The organism is Brevundimonas vancanneytii (genome assembly GCF_901421975.1).
In the GTDB taxonomy this organism is placed as follows: domain Bacteria; phylum Pseudomonadota; class Alphaproteobacteria; order Caulobacterales; family Caulobacteraceae; genus Brevundimonas; species Brevundimonas diminuta.
The window spans coordinates 1882957-1898119 of record NZ_LR588407.1; the positions used below are offsets into that span (position 1 = coordinate 1882957).

The following is a 15163-nucleotide window of genomic DNA, read 5'->3' on the forward strand; positions in this document are numbered from 1 at the left end:
ATGACCTCCCCTTCCTCGACCGTCGTCACCCGCTTCGCCCCCTCGCCCACAGGCTACCTGCATATCGGCGGGGCGAGAACCGCGTTATTCAACTGGCTGTACGCCAAGGGACGCGGCGGCAAATTCCTGATCCGCATCGAGGACACCGACCGCGAGCGTTCGACCGACGAGGCGGTGAAGGCCATCTTCGACGGCCTGTCCTGGCTCGAACTGTTCGGCGACGAAGAGCCGGTCTTCCAGTTCGCCCGCGCCGACCGCCACCGCGACGTGGTCAATGAACTGCTGGCGACCGGCCACGCCTATCGCGACTTCCTGACTGCCGACGAGACCACGGCCCTGCGCGACCAGGCCAAGGCTGAAGGCCGCGACTTCGTCTCGCCCTGGCGCGACCGGGAGCCGAGCGTCGACGATCTGACCAAGCCGCACACGGTGCGCTTCCGCCGTCCGCTGGATCAGGCCGTCGCGGTCGATGACGCCGTGCAGGGAACCGTGCGCTGGGAATCGGCGTCGCTGGACGACCTGGTCATCCTGCGCTCGGACGGGGCGCCGACCTACAATCTGGCCGTGGTGGTGGACGACCACGACATGGGCGTGACCCACGTCATCCGCGGCGACGATCACCTGAACAACGCCGCCCGCCAGAGCCTGATCTACGACGCGCTTGGCTGGACGCGACCGACCTTCGCCCACATCCCGCTGATCCACGGCCCGGACGGCGCCAAGCTGTCCAAGCGCCACGGCGCCCAGGCGGTGCACGAATACGCAGACATGGGCTATCTGCCCGAGGCCATGCGCAACTATCTGGCCCGCCTGGGTTGGGCGCACGGCGATGACGAACTGTTCAGCGACGAGCAGGCGCTGGCCTGGTTCGACCTGACCGGCGTCAACAAGGCCCCTGCCCGCCTGGACTTCGACAAGCTGGCCCACGTCAACGCCCACTGGCTGCGCCTGGCCGACGACGATCGCCTGGCCAAACTGACCCTGGACGCCCATCTGGGGCGCGGCCGCGCGTTGCAGCCGGACGACGAGGAACGGCTTCTGCGGGCCATGCCTTTCGTCAAGGATCGCGCCAAGACCATCCCCGAACTGGCCGATCAAACGGCATTCGTGTTGCAGGCGCGTCCGCTCGCGTTGAACGAGAAATCAGCCGGTTTGCTGCAGGGCGAAAGCGGTCAGCGAATTTCACGACTGCGTGAACGGCTAGGTCTTTTCCAGAGCTGGGACGTCTTCGCCCTGGAAGCCGAACTTAAGGTTTTTGCCGAAGAAGAGGGCGTAGGCTTCGGAAAAATCGGGCCTTCCATGCGCGCCGCCTTGACGGGCGGCTCCGCGTCGCCAGATATCGCACGCACTCTTTGCGCGCTCGGGCGCGACGAAAGTCTCGGACGCTTGGATGATGCGCTGCAACAGACTAAGTGATCACCCATAACCAACTCAGGCCGTCCGCCTCCCCGCGCGCCGGTCGAAAGAAGAACAAGGGGCCTAGATGACTGAACAAGCGAAACCCGCCGGCTCGGCGACCCTGTCCTACCAGGACAAGTCCATTGAGCTTCCCGTCCTCTCCGGCTCGACCGGCCCGGACGTCATCGACATCCGCAAGCTGTACGGCGGCACCGGCGCCTTCACCTTCGATCCCGGCTTCACCTCCACGGCGGCCTGCGAATCGGGCCTGACCTATATCGACGGCGATGAAGGCGTCCTGCTGCACCGCGGCTATCCCATCGACCAGCTGGCCTCCAAGTCCAACTTCCTGGAAGTCTGCCACCTGCTGCTGCACGGCGAACTGCCGAACGCCGCCGAGTTCGAAGAGTTCGAGCAGAGCGTCACGCGCCACACCATGCTGCACGCCCAGTTCGACCGCTTCTTCGAAGGCTTCCGCCGCGACGCCCACCCTATGGCGATCATGGTCGGCACGGTCGGCGCCCTGTCGGCCTTCTATCACGACAGCCTGGACATCCATGATCCGGTCCAGCGCAACATCTCGGCCATCCGCCTGATCGCCAAGATGCCGACGATCGCGGCCCGTGCGTACAAGTACCACATCGGCCAGCCCTTCATCTCGCCGCGCAACGACCTGTCGTACGCCGAGAACTTCCTGCGCATGTGCTTCGCCGTGCCGGCCGAGGACTATCACGTCGACCCGGCCCTGGTGCGCGCCATGGACCGCATCTTCATCCTGCACGCCGACCACGAGCAGAACGCCTCGACCTCGACCGTCCGCCTGGCCGGTTCGTCGGGCGCCAACCCCTTCGCCTGTATCGCCGCGGGCATCGCCTGCCTGTGGGGCCCGTCGCACGGCGGCGCCAACGAAGAGGCGCTGAACATGCTGAAGGAAATCGGCACCCCGGACCGCATCCCCGAATTCATTCAGGGCGTGAAGGACCGTAAGTACAAGCTGATGGGCTTCGGCCACCGCGTGTACAAGAACTACGATCCGCGCGCGAAGGTCATGCAGCAGTCGGCCTATGAAGTGCTGGCCGCCACGGGCCGTGAAAACGACCCGCTGTTCCAGGTCGCCAAGGAACTGGAACGCGTCGCCCTGCAGGACGAGTACTTCACCTCGCGCAAGCTGTTCCCGAACGTCGACTTCTATTCGGGCATCACCCTGTCGGCCATGGGCTTCCCGACCACCATGTTCACCGTGCTGTTCGCCCTAGCGCGCACCGTGGGCTGGATCGCCCAGTGGCAGGAAATGATGGCCGATCCGTCGCAGAAGATCGGTCGCCCGCGTCAGCTGTACACCGGCCCGACCGAGCGCGATTACGTGCCGCTGGCCCAGCGCGGCTAAGACGTCGCCCAGCGCAGAATGCAGAAACGCCGGGGCGAAAGCTCCGGCGTTTTTTCTTGGCTCTTGCGCAAGATCAACGCGCGGCAGCCATGAACCCTGGCTAAGGTATCCCCCTGCCCCATAGACAAGGAAGGCGACATGCAAGGCTATCTGGACGACATCGAACGCGCGACGCTCGACAATGAGGACTATCGCCGGGTGCTCTACACCGGCCGTCACCTGCAGCTGGTGTTGATGACGCTCCAGCCCGGCGAGGAGATCGGCGAAGAGGTCCATGAGGGCCACGACCAGTTCTTCCGCATCGAACAGGGCCAGGGCCAGATCGTGATCGACGGCCTGTCACGCCCGGCAGAAGCCGAGTCCGGCATCATCGTGCCCGCCGGCGCCCGTCACAACCTGATCAACACCGGGACCGAGCCGCTGAAGCTCTACACCCTGTACGGCCCGCCCGAGCACCGCCACGACGTGATCCACCCGACCAAGGCCGACGAAGCCGAAGAGCATTTCGACGGCACGACGTCGGAATAGGATTTCAAGATAAAGGGAGTGGTAGGCGGCGACGGGTTCGAACCGCCGACCCTCTCGGTGTAAACGAGATGCTCTGACCAGCTGAGCTAGCCGCCCACATCATCCGACTCATCATCGGGACAGGCTTCATGCCCTGTGACGGTCAGCCGTTCAAGGCGCTTTTCAAGCCTTCGCCGGGGCGAAAGCGCGCGGTGCGCGAGGCCGGACGAGCGATCTCTTCGCCGGTCTGAGGATTGCGGGCCACCCCCGCCTTGCGGTCCACGGCGACGAAGCTGCCGAAGCCGACCAGGCGCACGTCGCGCCCCTGAACCAGCGAGCCTGTCACCTGGTCGGTGAAGGCTTCCAGCGCCAGCTTGGCCTGGTCGCGGCTGATGCCCGCCGCCTCGGCCATGCGGCCGATCAGTTCCGTCTTGGTCATGTCTGCGGCTCCCCTCGCGAAACGAAGCGCGCACTTAAGCCTCTGTCGGCGGGCGGGTCAAAAAGAAGGCGGTCCGGGTCGCCCCGAACCGCCTTCCTTCATGAGATCAGAGACCCGGCGTCAGTGGCTGACGCTGGCCCCCTCGCCCGCCGTCGGGGCGGGCGGAGTCGGCGTCATCGGCTCGGCCGCCTCGTCCCACTCGACAGGGGTCGGCGTGCCCGTCAGGGCCCACTTCAGCGCCTCGTCGGCGGTGGAGATCGGCACGATCTCAAGGGCGGCCTTCACGTTTTCGGGCACGTCCTCCAGATCCTTCTCGTTCTCCTGCGGGATCAGCACGGTCTTCACGCCCGCGCGCAGGGCCGCCAGCAGCTTCTCCTTCAGGCCGCCGATAGCCGTCACCCGGCCGCGCAGGGTGATCTCGCCGGTCATGGCGATGTCCTTGCGGATCGGGATGCCGGTCAGGACCGACACCATGGCCACCGTCATGGCCACGCCGGCCGAGGGGCCGTCCTTGGGCGTGGCGCCGTCGGGAACGTGGACGTGGATGTCGGTCTTCTCGAACACCGGCGGCTTGACGCCGATGCTGAGCGCGCGGCTGCGGACGTAGGACGCCGCCGCCGAGATCGACTCCTTCATGACCTCCTTCAGGTTGCCGGTCACGGTCATGCGGCCGCGGCCCGGCATCTTCAGGGCCTCGATGGTCAGGATGTCGCCGCCGAACTCGGTCCAGGCCAGGCCGGTGACGATGCCGACCTGATCTTCCGCGTCCGTTTCGCCATAGCGGAACTTCTTCACGCCCGCGTATTCGGCCAGCTTGGCCGCATCCACGGTGATCGAGGCCGCCTTGGTCTTGGCCATCTCGCGCACCGCCTTACGTGCCAGACCGCCCAGGGCGCGCTCCAGCGAACGCACGCCCGCTTCACGCGTGTAGTAGCGGATCAGGTCGCGGATCGTCTCATCGGGGACGATCAGCTCATCTTCCTTCAGGCCGTGGTCCTTGAGCTGCTTGGGCAGGACGTGGCGCTTGGCGATCTCGACCTTCTCGTCCTCGGTGTAGCCAGAGACGCGGATGATCTCCATGCGGTCCAGCAGGGGCTGGGGCATGTTCAGGCTGTTGGCCGTGGTGACGAACATCACCGGCGACAGGTCGTAGTCGACCTCCAGATAGTGGTCGCCGAAGGTCGAGTTCTGGGCCGGGTCCAGCACCTCCAGCAGGGCCGAAGACGGGTCGCCGCGCCAGTCGGCGCCCAACTTGTCGATCTCGTCCAGCAGGACGAAGGCGTTGGTCGTCTTCGCCTTCTTCATCGACTGGATGATCTTGCCGGGCATGGAGCCGATATAGGTCCGGCGGTGGCCGCGGATCTCAGCCTCATCGCGCACGCCGCCCAGCGACATGCGGACGTATTCACGCCCCGTCGCCTTGGCGATGGACTGAGCCAGCGAGGTCTTGCCGACGCCCGGAGGGCCGACCAGGCACAGGATCGGCCCCTTCAGGCTGCCGGTGCGCGCCTGCACGGCCAGATACTCGATGATCCGTTCCTTGACCTTCTCCAGGCCGTAGTGATCCTCTTCGAGGATGTCCTCGGCCTTCTGCAGGTCGATGGGCTTGGGCTTGGTCTTGGACCACGGGATCGACAGCAGCCAGTCGAGATAGTTGCGCACCACGGTCGATTCCGCCGACATCGGCGACATGTTGCGCAGCTTCTTCAGCTCCGCCTCGGCCTTGATGCGGGCCTCCTTGGACAGGCGCGTCTTCTTGATGCGCTTTTCCAGCTCCAGCAGTTCGTCGCGCGCGTCGTCGGTCTCGCCCAGCTCGCGCTGGATCGCCTTCATCTGCTCGTTCAGATAATATTCGCGCTGGGTCTTCTCCATCTGCCGCTTCACGCGGCTGCGGATCTTCTTCTCGACCTGCAGGACGCTGATCTCGCCTTCCATCAGGCCATAGACCTTCTCCAGCCGAGTCGGGATGACCACGGTTTCGAGCAGGGCCTGCTTGTCGGCGATCTTGACCGACAGATGGGCGGCGACGGAGTCCGCCAGCTTGGACGGATCGGTGATCTGGGGGATGGCGCTGAGGGCTTCGGGCGGAACCTTCTTGTTCAGCTTCACATAGTTTTCGAATTGCTCGATCACAGCGCGCAGCAGGGCTTCGCTCTGCGACGGATCGCCAGCCTCGTCGTCGATCTCGACGGCTTCGGCTTCGTAATAGTCCTCACGGTCGGTGAAGCGGGTCAGGCGCGCGCGCGACTTGCCTTCGACCAGCACCTTCACGGTGCCGTCCGGCAGCTTCAGCAGTTGCAGCACCGTCGCCAGCACGCCCGTCGAATAGATGGCGTCCGTCGCCGGGTCGTCGTCGACAGAGTTCTTCTGGGTGGCGAGCAGGATCTGCTTCTCGCCCTTCATGATCTCGTCGAGGGCGCGCACGGACTTCTCGCGCCCGACGAACAGGGGCACGACCATGTGCGGAAAGACGACGATGTCTCTCAGCGGCAGGACAGGGAGGATTTTGCTCTCGGTCATGATGCGTACTTTCCGGGGCCTTCGTGAATCTCAGACCCGCCGAACCGATCCGACTTGGCGTGACTGCCGCCTCGTCTCGACTCGACCCGCTATTTTTGAGCGGCTTTCGTGTGAGTATGTGGTTCTGTCTGGACGCGGTTCAAGCGTAACGGGGCGGCGGCCCACAGAAGCGTGAAAAAGCGTGTGATTTCAGCCGACGCCTAGGGCGTCTCTGAAACGATGAAGGGGCGGCCCGTGGCGAGCCGCCCCTTTTCGTTTGGATCGGACCTCAGCGTCAGGCGGCGCCGTCGGCCGTCTTCTTCTTGGTTTCCGAATAGATCAGCAGCGGCTGGGCCTTGCCATCGATCACCTCGGCGTTGACCACGACTTCCTCGACGCCCTCATAGGTGGGCAGTTCGAACATGGTCTCCAGCAGCACGCCTTCCAGAATGGAGCGCAGGCCGCGGGCGCCGGTCTTGCGGGTGATCGCCTTCTTGGCCACCGCCGACAGGGCGTCGTCAGTGAAGGTCAGCGTCACGTTCTCCATCTCGAACAGGCGCTTGTACTGCTTGACCAGGGCGTTCTTCGGCTCGGTCAGGATCTTGATCAGAGCGACCTCGTCCAGATCCTCCAGCGTCGCCAGGACAGGCAGACGACCGATAAACTCAGGGATCAGGCCGAAGCGCATCAGGTCGTCAGGTTCGACCTGCTTGAGGATTTCGCCGGTGCGACGCTCGTCGATCTCCTTGACCTTGGCGCCGAAGCCGATCGAGGCCCCCTCGCCGCGCGCCGAGATCACCTTCTCCAGGCCGGCGAAGGCGCCGCCGACGATGAACAGGATGTTGGCGGTGTCGACCTGCAGGAACTCCTGCTGCGGATGCTTGCGGCCGCCTTGCGGAGGCACGGAGGCGACGGTGCCTTCCATGATCTTCAGCAGGGCCTGCTGCACGCCCTCGCCCGACACGTCGCGGGTGATCGACGGGTTGTCCGACTTGCGCGAGATCTTGTCGATTTCGTCGATGTAGACGATGCCGCGCTGGGCCCGCTCGACGTTGTAGTCCGAGGCCTGAAGCAGCTTCAGGATGATGTTCTCGACGTCCTCGCCCACATAACCGGCCTCGGTCAGGGTCGTGGCGTCAGCCATGGTGAACGGCACGTCGATGATGCGCGCCAGCGTCTGGGCCAGCAGCGTCTTGCCCGAGCCGGTCGGCCCGATCAGCATGATGTTCGACTTGGCCAGCTCGACGTCGTTGTTCTTCGTCGCGTGGTTCAGGCGCTTGTAGTGGTTGTGGACGGCGACGCTCAGCACCTTCTTGGCGTGGCTCTGGCCGATCACATAATCGTCGAGGACGTCACGGATCTCCTTGGGCGTGGGCACGCCGTCCTTGGAGGTCTTGAAGGCGATCTTGTGCTCTTCGCGGATGATGTCCATGCACAGTTCGACGCATTCATCGCAGATGAAGACGGTCGGTCCGGCGATCAGTTTGCGGACTTCGTGCTGGCTCTTGCCGCAGAACGAGCAGTAGAGCGTGCTTTTGGCGTCTGTGCCGGCGGCTTTGGTCATAGACCCTTCTCACTATCCGCAATCCGCCCCGACATTGGGACGAAAAGCGCTTCCTTCACGATCGATCCAGGGAATCTATCATCGAAGGTCTTCAAAAAATGACAATCACCCATCACACGTTCCGCCACAACCCCGTTGCGGCGCCGCAGCGCGCTTCGGGGAACGGACAGGACAGATAATATGGGGATCACGGCTAATGTCTGACATGGGAAGCGAAAAAGCCTTTCACCAGTCCCCCGCCCCCGGCCAGGCCATCGTCGCCTTCGACTTCGACGGCACCCTGACGATTCGCGACAGTTTCACCAGCTTCCTGAAATGGCGCGCCGGGCCCCTGCGCTGGGTCCAGGGCCTGACGCGCCTGATCCCCGCCGTCTTCGCCTATCTGGGCGACCGCGACCGGGGCCGGATCAAGGTAGCCTCGGTGCGCGAGTTCCTGATGGACGCAGACCGCAAGGCCCTGGAGGCCGAGGCCGAACGCTTCGCCGCCGAGATCTGGCCGCGCTTCATGCGCCCCGACGCCCTGGCGACATGGGAAGACTGGGGCCGTCGCGGCGCTCACCGCGTCATCGTCACCGCCTCGCCCGAAACCACCGTCGCTCCCTTCGCCCGCAGGCTGGGCGCCGAGAACCTGATCGGCACCCGCCTGGCCTTTGACGAGCAGAATCGCGTGCTGGGAACCTTCGTCGGCGGCAATTGCCGGGGCGAAGAGAAGATGCACCGCCTGCGCGCCGTCTACGGGTCGGACATGGAGCTGGCCGCCGCCTATGGCGACACCTCGGGCGACGCCCAGATGATCGCGGCGGCCGAGGAGAAGGGCTACCGCGTCTTCAACGCCCGCCCCTGACCACAGCTTAACGAAGCTAGCGCGCGCGCAGCGCCCAACCTCGGCCCCAGCCCGACCGTCAGAATGCTCGGCGCGCCGGGGGCCGGGCCAAGCAGCGCCAAAAATATTTACGTATATTGTATCTGATTTTTAGCCGTGTTTTTCTTCGGTTCAGACCGTCCGGCAAGGACGGCGAAACCTCGGGGGAGGGAAAACATGATCGTAGCCGTTCTGCTGACGGCGCTGGCGCTGCTGGCCGGCTATTACGCCGTTCAACTAGTCCGCACGGCTAGGGCGCGCGGCGAGCTCAGGCCCAAGGCCGAAGGCGTGGCCATCGGCGCCGTCGCCAACTTCTTCGACGCCCTGGGCATCGGCTCTTTCGCGCCGACGACGGCCTGGCTGCGGTTCCGCAAGCTGGTGCCTGACAGCTTCCTGCCCGCCGTGCTGAACGCGGGCCACTGCCTGCCCACGGTGATGCAGGGTCTGGTCTTCATGAAGCTGATCCAGGTCGATCCGGTGCTGCTGATCGCCTGTATCGGCGCCTCGATCCTGGGCGCCGTGATCGGCGCGCCCATCGTGCTGCGTCTGCCGGCGCGCGCGGTGCAGATGGTGGTCGGCGCGGCCCTGCTGATCGCCGCCGCCCTCTACGCCATGACCAATCTGAACCTGATGCCGGCGGGCGGCGAGGCGGTGTCGCTGGAGGGAAACCTGTTCATCGTCGCCATCCTCGCCCACCTGGTCATGGGCGCGTTGATGAGCTTCGGCATCGGCCTCTATGCGCCGTCCCTGATCATGCTCAGCCTGATGGGGATGAACCCGACGGCGGCCTTCCCGATCATGATGGGCGCCTGCGCCTTCCTGATGCCTGTGTCGAGCCTGCGCTTCATCAAGAGCGAGCGCATCGACCTGCGCCTGGTGCTGGGCATGGCGATCGGCGGCATACCAGCCGTGCTGCTGGCCGCCTTCGTCATCACCTCCCTGCCGCTGACGGTGCTGCGCTGGGGCGTGGTGGTGGTGGTCCTCTACGCCGCCGCCAGCCTGCTGACGACCGCCCTGAAATCAGCGCAACCCGTCGCCGCCCCCGCAGATATCAAGGAGAGCTGAGCCCCCTCGGTCAGGAAGCCTTGCGTTCGACGGCTTCGGCCGCGTCCAGCTCGAACTCCTCGCGCAGGTCACGCAAGGTGTGCGCAAGGTGCGCGTTCGCCAGGCGACGCACGGCGTCGGCGTCCCGATCCAGCCACGCCTGCAGAATCTCGCGGTGTTCGACCTCGGCCGTCAGGTGGCGGCCCTTGTGCTCCAGGTGCTTGCGGACGTAGCGGTCCGCCATGACGTGCAGGCGCGCCGTGATCTCGGCCGTCAACACTCGCTGGCCCGGCTGCACCAGCGCCATGTGGAAGGCGCGGTTCAACGGCCCGACGCTAGGCAGATGAGCGGCCGCCGCCGCATCCAGTTCGGCCAGCACGCGCTGGGCCGTCGCGCGCTGGGCGTCGTCGGCGACGAGACAGGCCTGGGCCGCCGCGTCCGGCTCCAGTTGTAGGCGCAGTTCATAGATTTCCTCGGCCTCAGCCGCGCTCATGCCGCGCACAAAGAAGCCCCGGTTGGCGTGCGACACCACCAGACCGTCCTGCTCCAGCCGCACCAGGGCTTCGCGCAGGGGAATCTTGGATACGTTCAGTTCAGCCGCCAGCGAATCCTGTCGGATCGGCACCTCCGGCGCGATCGCGCCGGACAGGATCATGTCGCGCACCACCTCCGTCAGGCGGTCGGACAGGGTGCGGACTTCAAGCGGAGCTGCGGCCATGCGGTTCATCAAATGGAAAAGGCTGGGCCGGTCGCCCAGCCCAGCCATAACCCGCAAAGTCCGCAATTACGATGTGGAATACGTCACACCACCTGGAAGCCGGCCCAGAAGGGATCGCGGCGATCCACCCAGATGGTGTTGAAGCCTGTGGCGATCGCCGATCCCTCGATGGAAGGCACGATCGCCTTGTGCTCGCCCACCGTCGTCTCCGCCTCGACCCGGCCGATGAAGCGGCTGCCGATATAGCTTTCGTGGACGAAGGCGTCGCCGACCTTCAGCCGCCCCTTGGCGTGCAGATGGGCCAGCCGCGCCGAGGTGCCGGTGCCGCACGGACTGCGGTCGATGGCCTTGTCGCCATAGAAGACGGCGTTGCGGCCGTCGGCGCCCTGCCCTTTCGGCCTGTCGGCCCACAGGACGTGGCTGACGCCGTTGATCGACGGCTCGTCCGGGTGGACCGGATGGAAGGCCGCCCGCACCCGTTCGCGCACCAGGCCGCTCAGTTCGATGATGCGGCTGGCGCCCAGATCATCCAGCCCGGCGTAAGCGCCCTGCGGCTCGACGATGGCGTAATAGTTGCCGCCGTAGGAGACATCGACGCTCAGCGGACCAAGGCCCGGAACCTCGATCTCGATCCCTTCCGCCGCCAGATAGGCCGGGACATTGCGGATGCGCACCGAGGTCACGCGGTCGCCCTCGGTCTCATAGGCGATGTCCAGAACGCCCGCCGGAACCTCGACCTTCAGCCGCCCCGGCGTGCGCGGCCGGATCAGGCCGTGCTCGATGCCGAAGGTGATCATGCCGATCGTCCCGTGGCCGCACATGGGCAGGCAGCCGCTGGTCTCGATGAACAGTATGCCCGCGTCCGCGTCCGGCAGGGTGGGCGGATACAGGAAGCCGCCGCTCATCATGTCGTGCCCGCGAGGCTCGAAACACAGGGAGGTGCGGATCCAGTCGTAGCGACTCAGGAAGTCGAGCCGCCGCTCGGCCATGCTGCCCCCTGACAACAGGGGCGCGCCGCCAGCGACCAGGCGAACCGGGTTGCCGGCGGTATGACCGTCAATGCAGAAGAAGACGTCGCGCATTCAGTATCCCGATCAGACGATCTTCACGGCCTTGCCCGAGCCGATCGGGCGCGTTTCCGCCGCCTTCTCGACCATGGCGATGACCTCGGCCCGGCGCGCGCCCGCCAGCGGCATGCGCGGCATGCGGACCCGCTCGCTGCCCCGGCCCATGATCATTTCGGACAGCTTGATCGACTGCACCAGATCCGAAACCGAATCCAGATGTAGCAACGGCATGAACCAGCGATAGATCTCCAGAGCGCGGGCGATGTCGCCGTCCTTGACCGCCCGGACCAGGGCTACCGACTCTTCAGGGAAGGCGTTGGTCAGGCCCGAGACCCAGCCCTTGGCGCCCAGGATCATGCCCTCCAGCGCCACATCGTCCAGACCGACCATGACCGCGTAACGGTCGCCCAGTTCGTTGAAGATGTCGGTGATGCGCCGCGAGTCCGGGGCGCTTTCCTTCAGGGCCACGATGTTCGGCACGTCCGACAGACGACGCAGGTCGTCGTTGTTCAGCGTCTGACGATACATCAGCGGGTTGTTGTAGAGCATGTTGGGCAGGCCGCTGGCCGCCGCCACGGCGCGGAAGTGGGCCTCAAGCTCCGCCTGCGTCGGCACATAGACCATGGCGGGCAGCACCATCAGGGCGTCCACGCCGATACCCTCGGCGTCCCTGGCGTAGCGTTCGGCCCGCGCCGTGGTCAGTTCGCTGACCCCGGTGATGATCGGCACGCGGCCGTCGGCGACCTCGACCGCCGCCTTCAGCACGGCGCGCTTTTCCTCGGGCTCAAGCGAGTTGTTCTCGCCGACCGTGCCCATGACGATGATGGCGTCGACGCCGTCCTTGATCAGGCCGTCCAGCACCGTCTGGGTGGCGTCCAGATCGACCGCCAGCCCCTCATCGAATTGCGTGGTCGCCGCCGGGATCACCCCGGTCCAGTCCAACTTCGCCCCAGCCATAAGATACGCCTCCTCAAACAGATTTAGTTTCGTATACGATATCTGATCTGGAACGAAGTCAAGCGAAGTTCGCCTATCCGGCGCTGTAACTGGTCTTGGTCAGGGTGAAGAAATCGGCCGCCGCAAAGCCCTGCTCGCGCGGGCCGTAGGACGAGGCCTTCGTGCCGCCGAACGGCACGTGATAGTCGACGCCCGCCGTGGCCAGATTGACCATGGTCATGCCGGCCTTGGCGCGGCGCTGGAAATCGCGCGCGTGCTTCAGCGACTGGGTGACGATGCCCGCCGACAGGCCGAATTCGACGCCGTTGGCGACGGCCAGCGCCTCTTCGTAATCCTTGACGCGGATGGTCGAGGCGACCGGGCCGAACACCTCTTCATTGTTGATGCGCATGGCAGGGTCGGTGTCGGCGATCAGGGTCGGTTCGACGTACCAGCCGGGCGCCTGGCGGTTCAGGCGGCCGCCGCCCGCGACGACGCGCCCGCCCTCCGACGCGGCGATGTCGATATAGCGATAGGAGGTCTCGCGCTGGGCCTCGCTGACCGCCGGACCGACCTGGGTGTCGGGATCAAGGGCGTTGCCGACGCGCAATGCGGCGACCTTCTCGGCCAGCGCCGACACGAAGCGGTCGTGGATTCCGTCCTGTACGATCAGACGGCTGGAGGCCGTGCAGCGCTGCCCCGTCGCGAAGAAGCTGCCGTCCAGCGCGATGTTCACCGCCCGGTCCAGGTCGGCGTCGTCCAGCACGATCAGCGGGTTCTTGCCGCCCATCTCCAACTGCACCCGCGCCTGACGCGCTGCCGCCCCGGCGGCGACGCCCGCCCCGACCCCTTGCGAGCCGGTGAAGCTGACGCCCGCCACATCCTTGTGGTCGACGATGGCCTGCCCCACCGGGCCGCCGCCGATGACCAGATTCAGCACGCCCTTGGGCAGACCCGCCTCATGCAGGATGGCGACCAGGGCTTCAGCCGTCGCAGGCGTATGGCTGGCGGGCTTGATCACCACCGTATTGCCGAAGGCCAGCGCCGGCGCCGCCTTCCACGCCGGAATGGCGATGGGGAAGTTCCACGGCGTGATCAGGCCGAACACCCCGACCGGCTGGCGATAGGTCTGCACCTCCACCCCCGGCCGGGTCGAGGCCAGGTTCTGGCCGTGCAGGCGCAGGGCCTCGCCGGCGAAGTATTTCAGGATACGGGCGGCGCGCGCCGCCTCGCCGATGCCCTCGGCCAGGGTCTTGCCCTCTTCGCGAGACAGCAGACGGCCGACCGCCTCGCGCCGCTCCATCAGCAGCGTCCCGGCCCGGTCCAGCACGTCCGACCGCGCCTCGGGCGAGGCGCCCGCCCAGCCGTCAAACGCGGCCGAGGCCGCCGCCACCGCCTCATCGACCTCGGCCGCCCTGCCTTCGGGCGCCAGGGCCACGACCTCACGCGTGTCGGACGGGTTCAGGCTCTCGACCGTTCCCGCCCCCCGGCGCTCGCCGTTGATCCAGTGGCTCAGTTCGATGGTCGCAGTCATGGCGTGTCTTTCGTCCGTGCGTCGGTGTCGTCAGAAGGAAGGAAGAGTTCAGAAGCCCAAGGCCTGAATCTGATCATAGAGCACCTTGGGCGTGCGCACCCCATGCTTGAGGCTGCGCGCCCGCGCTTCATAGCGACGCTGCGACGGCAACCGCGCGCCCTGATCGGCGAAGGCGGCGAACAGGGCCTCGGCCCGCGCAGCGTTCGCCTCGGCGTCGCCGCCCCCCATGATGGCAGGATCAAAGGCCAGGATCAGCTCGCCATGCATGGGCGCCGCCTTGGCGCCGTCGTCAAAGGCCATCGACTCGCGGCTGGTCAGATCGCCGATCAGCGGCCCCGCCATCAGCTCGATCATGGTCGATAGAGCCGAGCCCTTGTGCCCGCCGAAGGTCAGCATGGCCCCGTCCAGCGCCGCACGCGCATTCGTCGTCGGCCGCCCTTCGGCGTCCACGCCCCAGCCCTCGGGGATCGGCTTTCCGGCGATATCGTGCAGCGCCATATCCCCGCGCGCGATGGCGCTGGTGGCGAAGTCGAAGACGTAAGGATACGGCCCCGGACGCGGCCAGCCGAAGGCGATCGGATTGGTGCCCAGCAGCCCTTTCCTGCCGCCCGCCGGCGCCACCCATGAATGGCTGGGCGTCATGGCCAGCGCCGCCACGCCCATTTCCGTCAGTTGCTCGATCTCGGGCCACAGGGCGGAAAAATGGAAGCAGTTGTTGATGACCAGCGCCGCCACCCCGACGGCCTTGGCCTTCTGCGCCAACAACGGCGCCGCCCGCTCGAACGCCAACAGGGAATAGCCATGACGCGCATCGGCCCGCACCAGAGCCGGCGACGCATCCTCGACCACAGGCTCCGCATCCAGCGACAGCTTGCCCGAGCGGATCGTCATGACGCATCCCGGCAGCCGATAAAGCCCGTGCGAGGCGCACTCGTCCCGCTCGCCCGCCGTGATGGCGCGGGCCACCGCCTCGGCGTGCGGAACCGACAGCCCCGCCCCCGTCAGCACCCGCCGCGACAGGGCGAACACCTCGTCAATCGACAGGGCCACCGTCTCCTGAGCCTCAAACACGCTCACATCACTCTCCCGACGCAAAATCGTATACGAAGTTGCCGGGATACGCGGAAAACATCAAGGCCGATCAGTTCACGTCGACCGACGCCTAGGAGAGTTCGCTCATGTTATTGCCGGCCTCGCCGCCGTCCCAT

13 protein-coding genes and 1 tRNA gene are annotated in these 15163 nt (G+C 66.0%); 5 read left to right on the forward strand and 9 right to left on the reverse strand.

Annotation, left to right across the window (positions count from 1 at the left end; genetic code table 11):
* The 3 genes from gltX (at nt 1) to FGL25_RS09280 (ending at nt 3313) form a co-directional block, all read left to right on the forward strand.
* A complete protein-coding gene (gene gltX / locus FGL25_RS09270) occupies nt 1-1416 on the forward strand; it encodes a glutamate--tRNA ligase (protein ID WP_138141534.1) in 1416 nt (471 codons plus the stop codon).
* A gap of 67 nt (nt 1417-1483) precedes the next feature.
* Nucleotides 1484-2785 (forward strand): citrate synthase, encoded by a 1302-nt coding sequence (gene gltA / locus FGL25_RS09275; RefSeq protein WP_003164577.1) that lies wholly within the window; start codon nt 1484-1486, stop codon nt 2783-2785.
* Nucleotides 2786-2923: 138 nt separating this feature from the next.
* Nucleotides 2924-3313: a cupin domain-containing protein gene (locus FGL25_RS09280; protein WP_003164576.1), complete on the forward strand. Its 390-nt coding sequence runs from the start codon at nt 2924-2926 to the stop codon at nt 3311-3313.
* A gap of 19 nt (nt 3314-3332) precedes the next feature.
* Here the strand turns inward: FGL25_RS09280 and FGL25_RS09285 are convergent.
* The 4 genes from FGL25_RS09285 to clpX all read right to left on the reverse strand — a co-directional run bounded on the left by FGL25_RS09285 (nt 3333) and on the right by clpX (nt 7794).
* Nucleotides 3333-3409 (reverse strand) — tRNA-Val (locus tag FGL25_RS09285).
* A 46-nt stretch (nt 3410-3455) separates the two neighbouring features.
* Nucleotides 3456-3731: an HU family DNA-binding protein gene (locus tag FGL25_RS09290; RefSeq protein WP_003164575.1), complete on the reverse strand. Its 276-nt coding sequence runs from the start codon at nt 3729-3731 to the stop codon at nt 3456-3458.
* 120 nt (nt 3732-3851) lie between these two features.
* Nucleotides 3852-6251, reverse strand: a complete 2400-nt coding sequence (gene lon, locus FGL25_RS09295; RefSeq protein ID WP_138141535.1) for an endopeptidase La — start codon at nt 6249-6251, stop codon at nt 3852-3854.
* Nucleotides 6252-6525: 274 nt separating this feature from the next.
* Nucleotides 6526-7794, reverse strand: a complete 1269-nt coding sequence (gene clpX / locus FGL25_RS09300) for an ATP-dependent Clp protease ATP-binding subunit ClpX (RefSeq protein WP_003164573.1) — start codon at nt 7792-7794, stop codon at nt 6526-6528.
* A gap of 196 nt (nt 7795-7990) precedes the next feature.
* Between clpX and FGL25_RS09305 the strand changes: the two genes are divergently transcribed.
* Nucleotides 7991-8638, forward strand: a complete 648-nt coding sequence (locus tag FGL25_RS09305) for an HAD-IB family hydrolase (RefSeq protein ID WP_088411512.1) — start codon at nt 7991-7993, stop codon at nt 8636-8638.
* A gap of 195 nt (nt 8639-8833) precedes the next feature.
* Complete coding sequence (locus FGL25_RS09310) at nt 8834-9721, forward strand: sulfite exporter TauE/SafE family protein (RefSeq protein WP_138141536.1); 888 nt, start codon at nt 8834-8836, stop codon at nt 9719-9721.
* 10 nt (nt 9722-9731) lie between these two features.
* On the opposite strand, the gene FGL25_RS09315 is transcribed toward FGL25_RS09310, so the two are convergent.
* From FGL25_RS09315 to FGL25_RS09335, 5 genes are all read right to left on the reverse strand, one after another.
* Complete coding sequence (locus FGL25_RS09315; RefSeq protein ID WP_088411510.1) at nt 9732-10418, reverse strand: GntR family transcriptional regulator; 687 nt, start codon at nt 10416-10418, stop codon at nt 9732-9734.
* Nucleotides 10419-10501: 83 nt separating this feature from the next.
* The gene (locus tag FGL25_RS09320) at nt 10502-11500 is read right to left on the reverse strand and encodes a 4-hydroxyproline epimerase (protein WP_088411509.1); all 999 of its coding nucleotides are present in this window, start codon (nt 11498-11500) and stop codon (nt 10502-10504) included.
* A 12-nt stretch (nt 11501-11512) separates the two neighbouring features.
* Nucleotides 11513-12442, reverse strand: a complete 930-nt coding sequence (locus FGL25_RS09325; protein ID WP_138141537.1) for a dihydrodipicolinate synthase family protein — start codon at nt 12440-12442, stop codon at nt 11513-11515.
* Between the two features lie 73 nt (nt 12443-12515).
* Nucleotides 12516-13955, reverse strand: a complete 1440-nt coding sequence (locus FGL25_RS09330) for an aldehyde dehydrogenase family protein (RefSeq protein ID WP_138141538.1) — start codon at nt 13953-13955, stop codon at nt 12516-12518.
* A 48-nt stretch (nt 13956-14003) separates the two neighbouring features.
* Nucleotides 14004-15032 carry an Ldh family oxidoreductase gene (locus tag FGL25_RS09335; RefSeq protein ID WP_138141539.1) on the reverse strand — a complete coding sequence of 343 codons (1029 nt, stop codon included), beginning with the start codon at nt 15030-15032 and terminating at the stop codon, nt 14004-14006.
* Between the last annotated feature and the right edge of the window lie 131 nt (nt 15033-15163).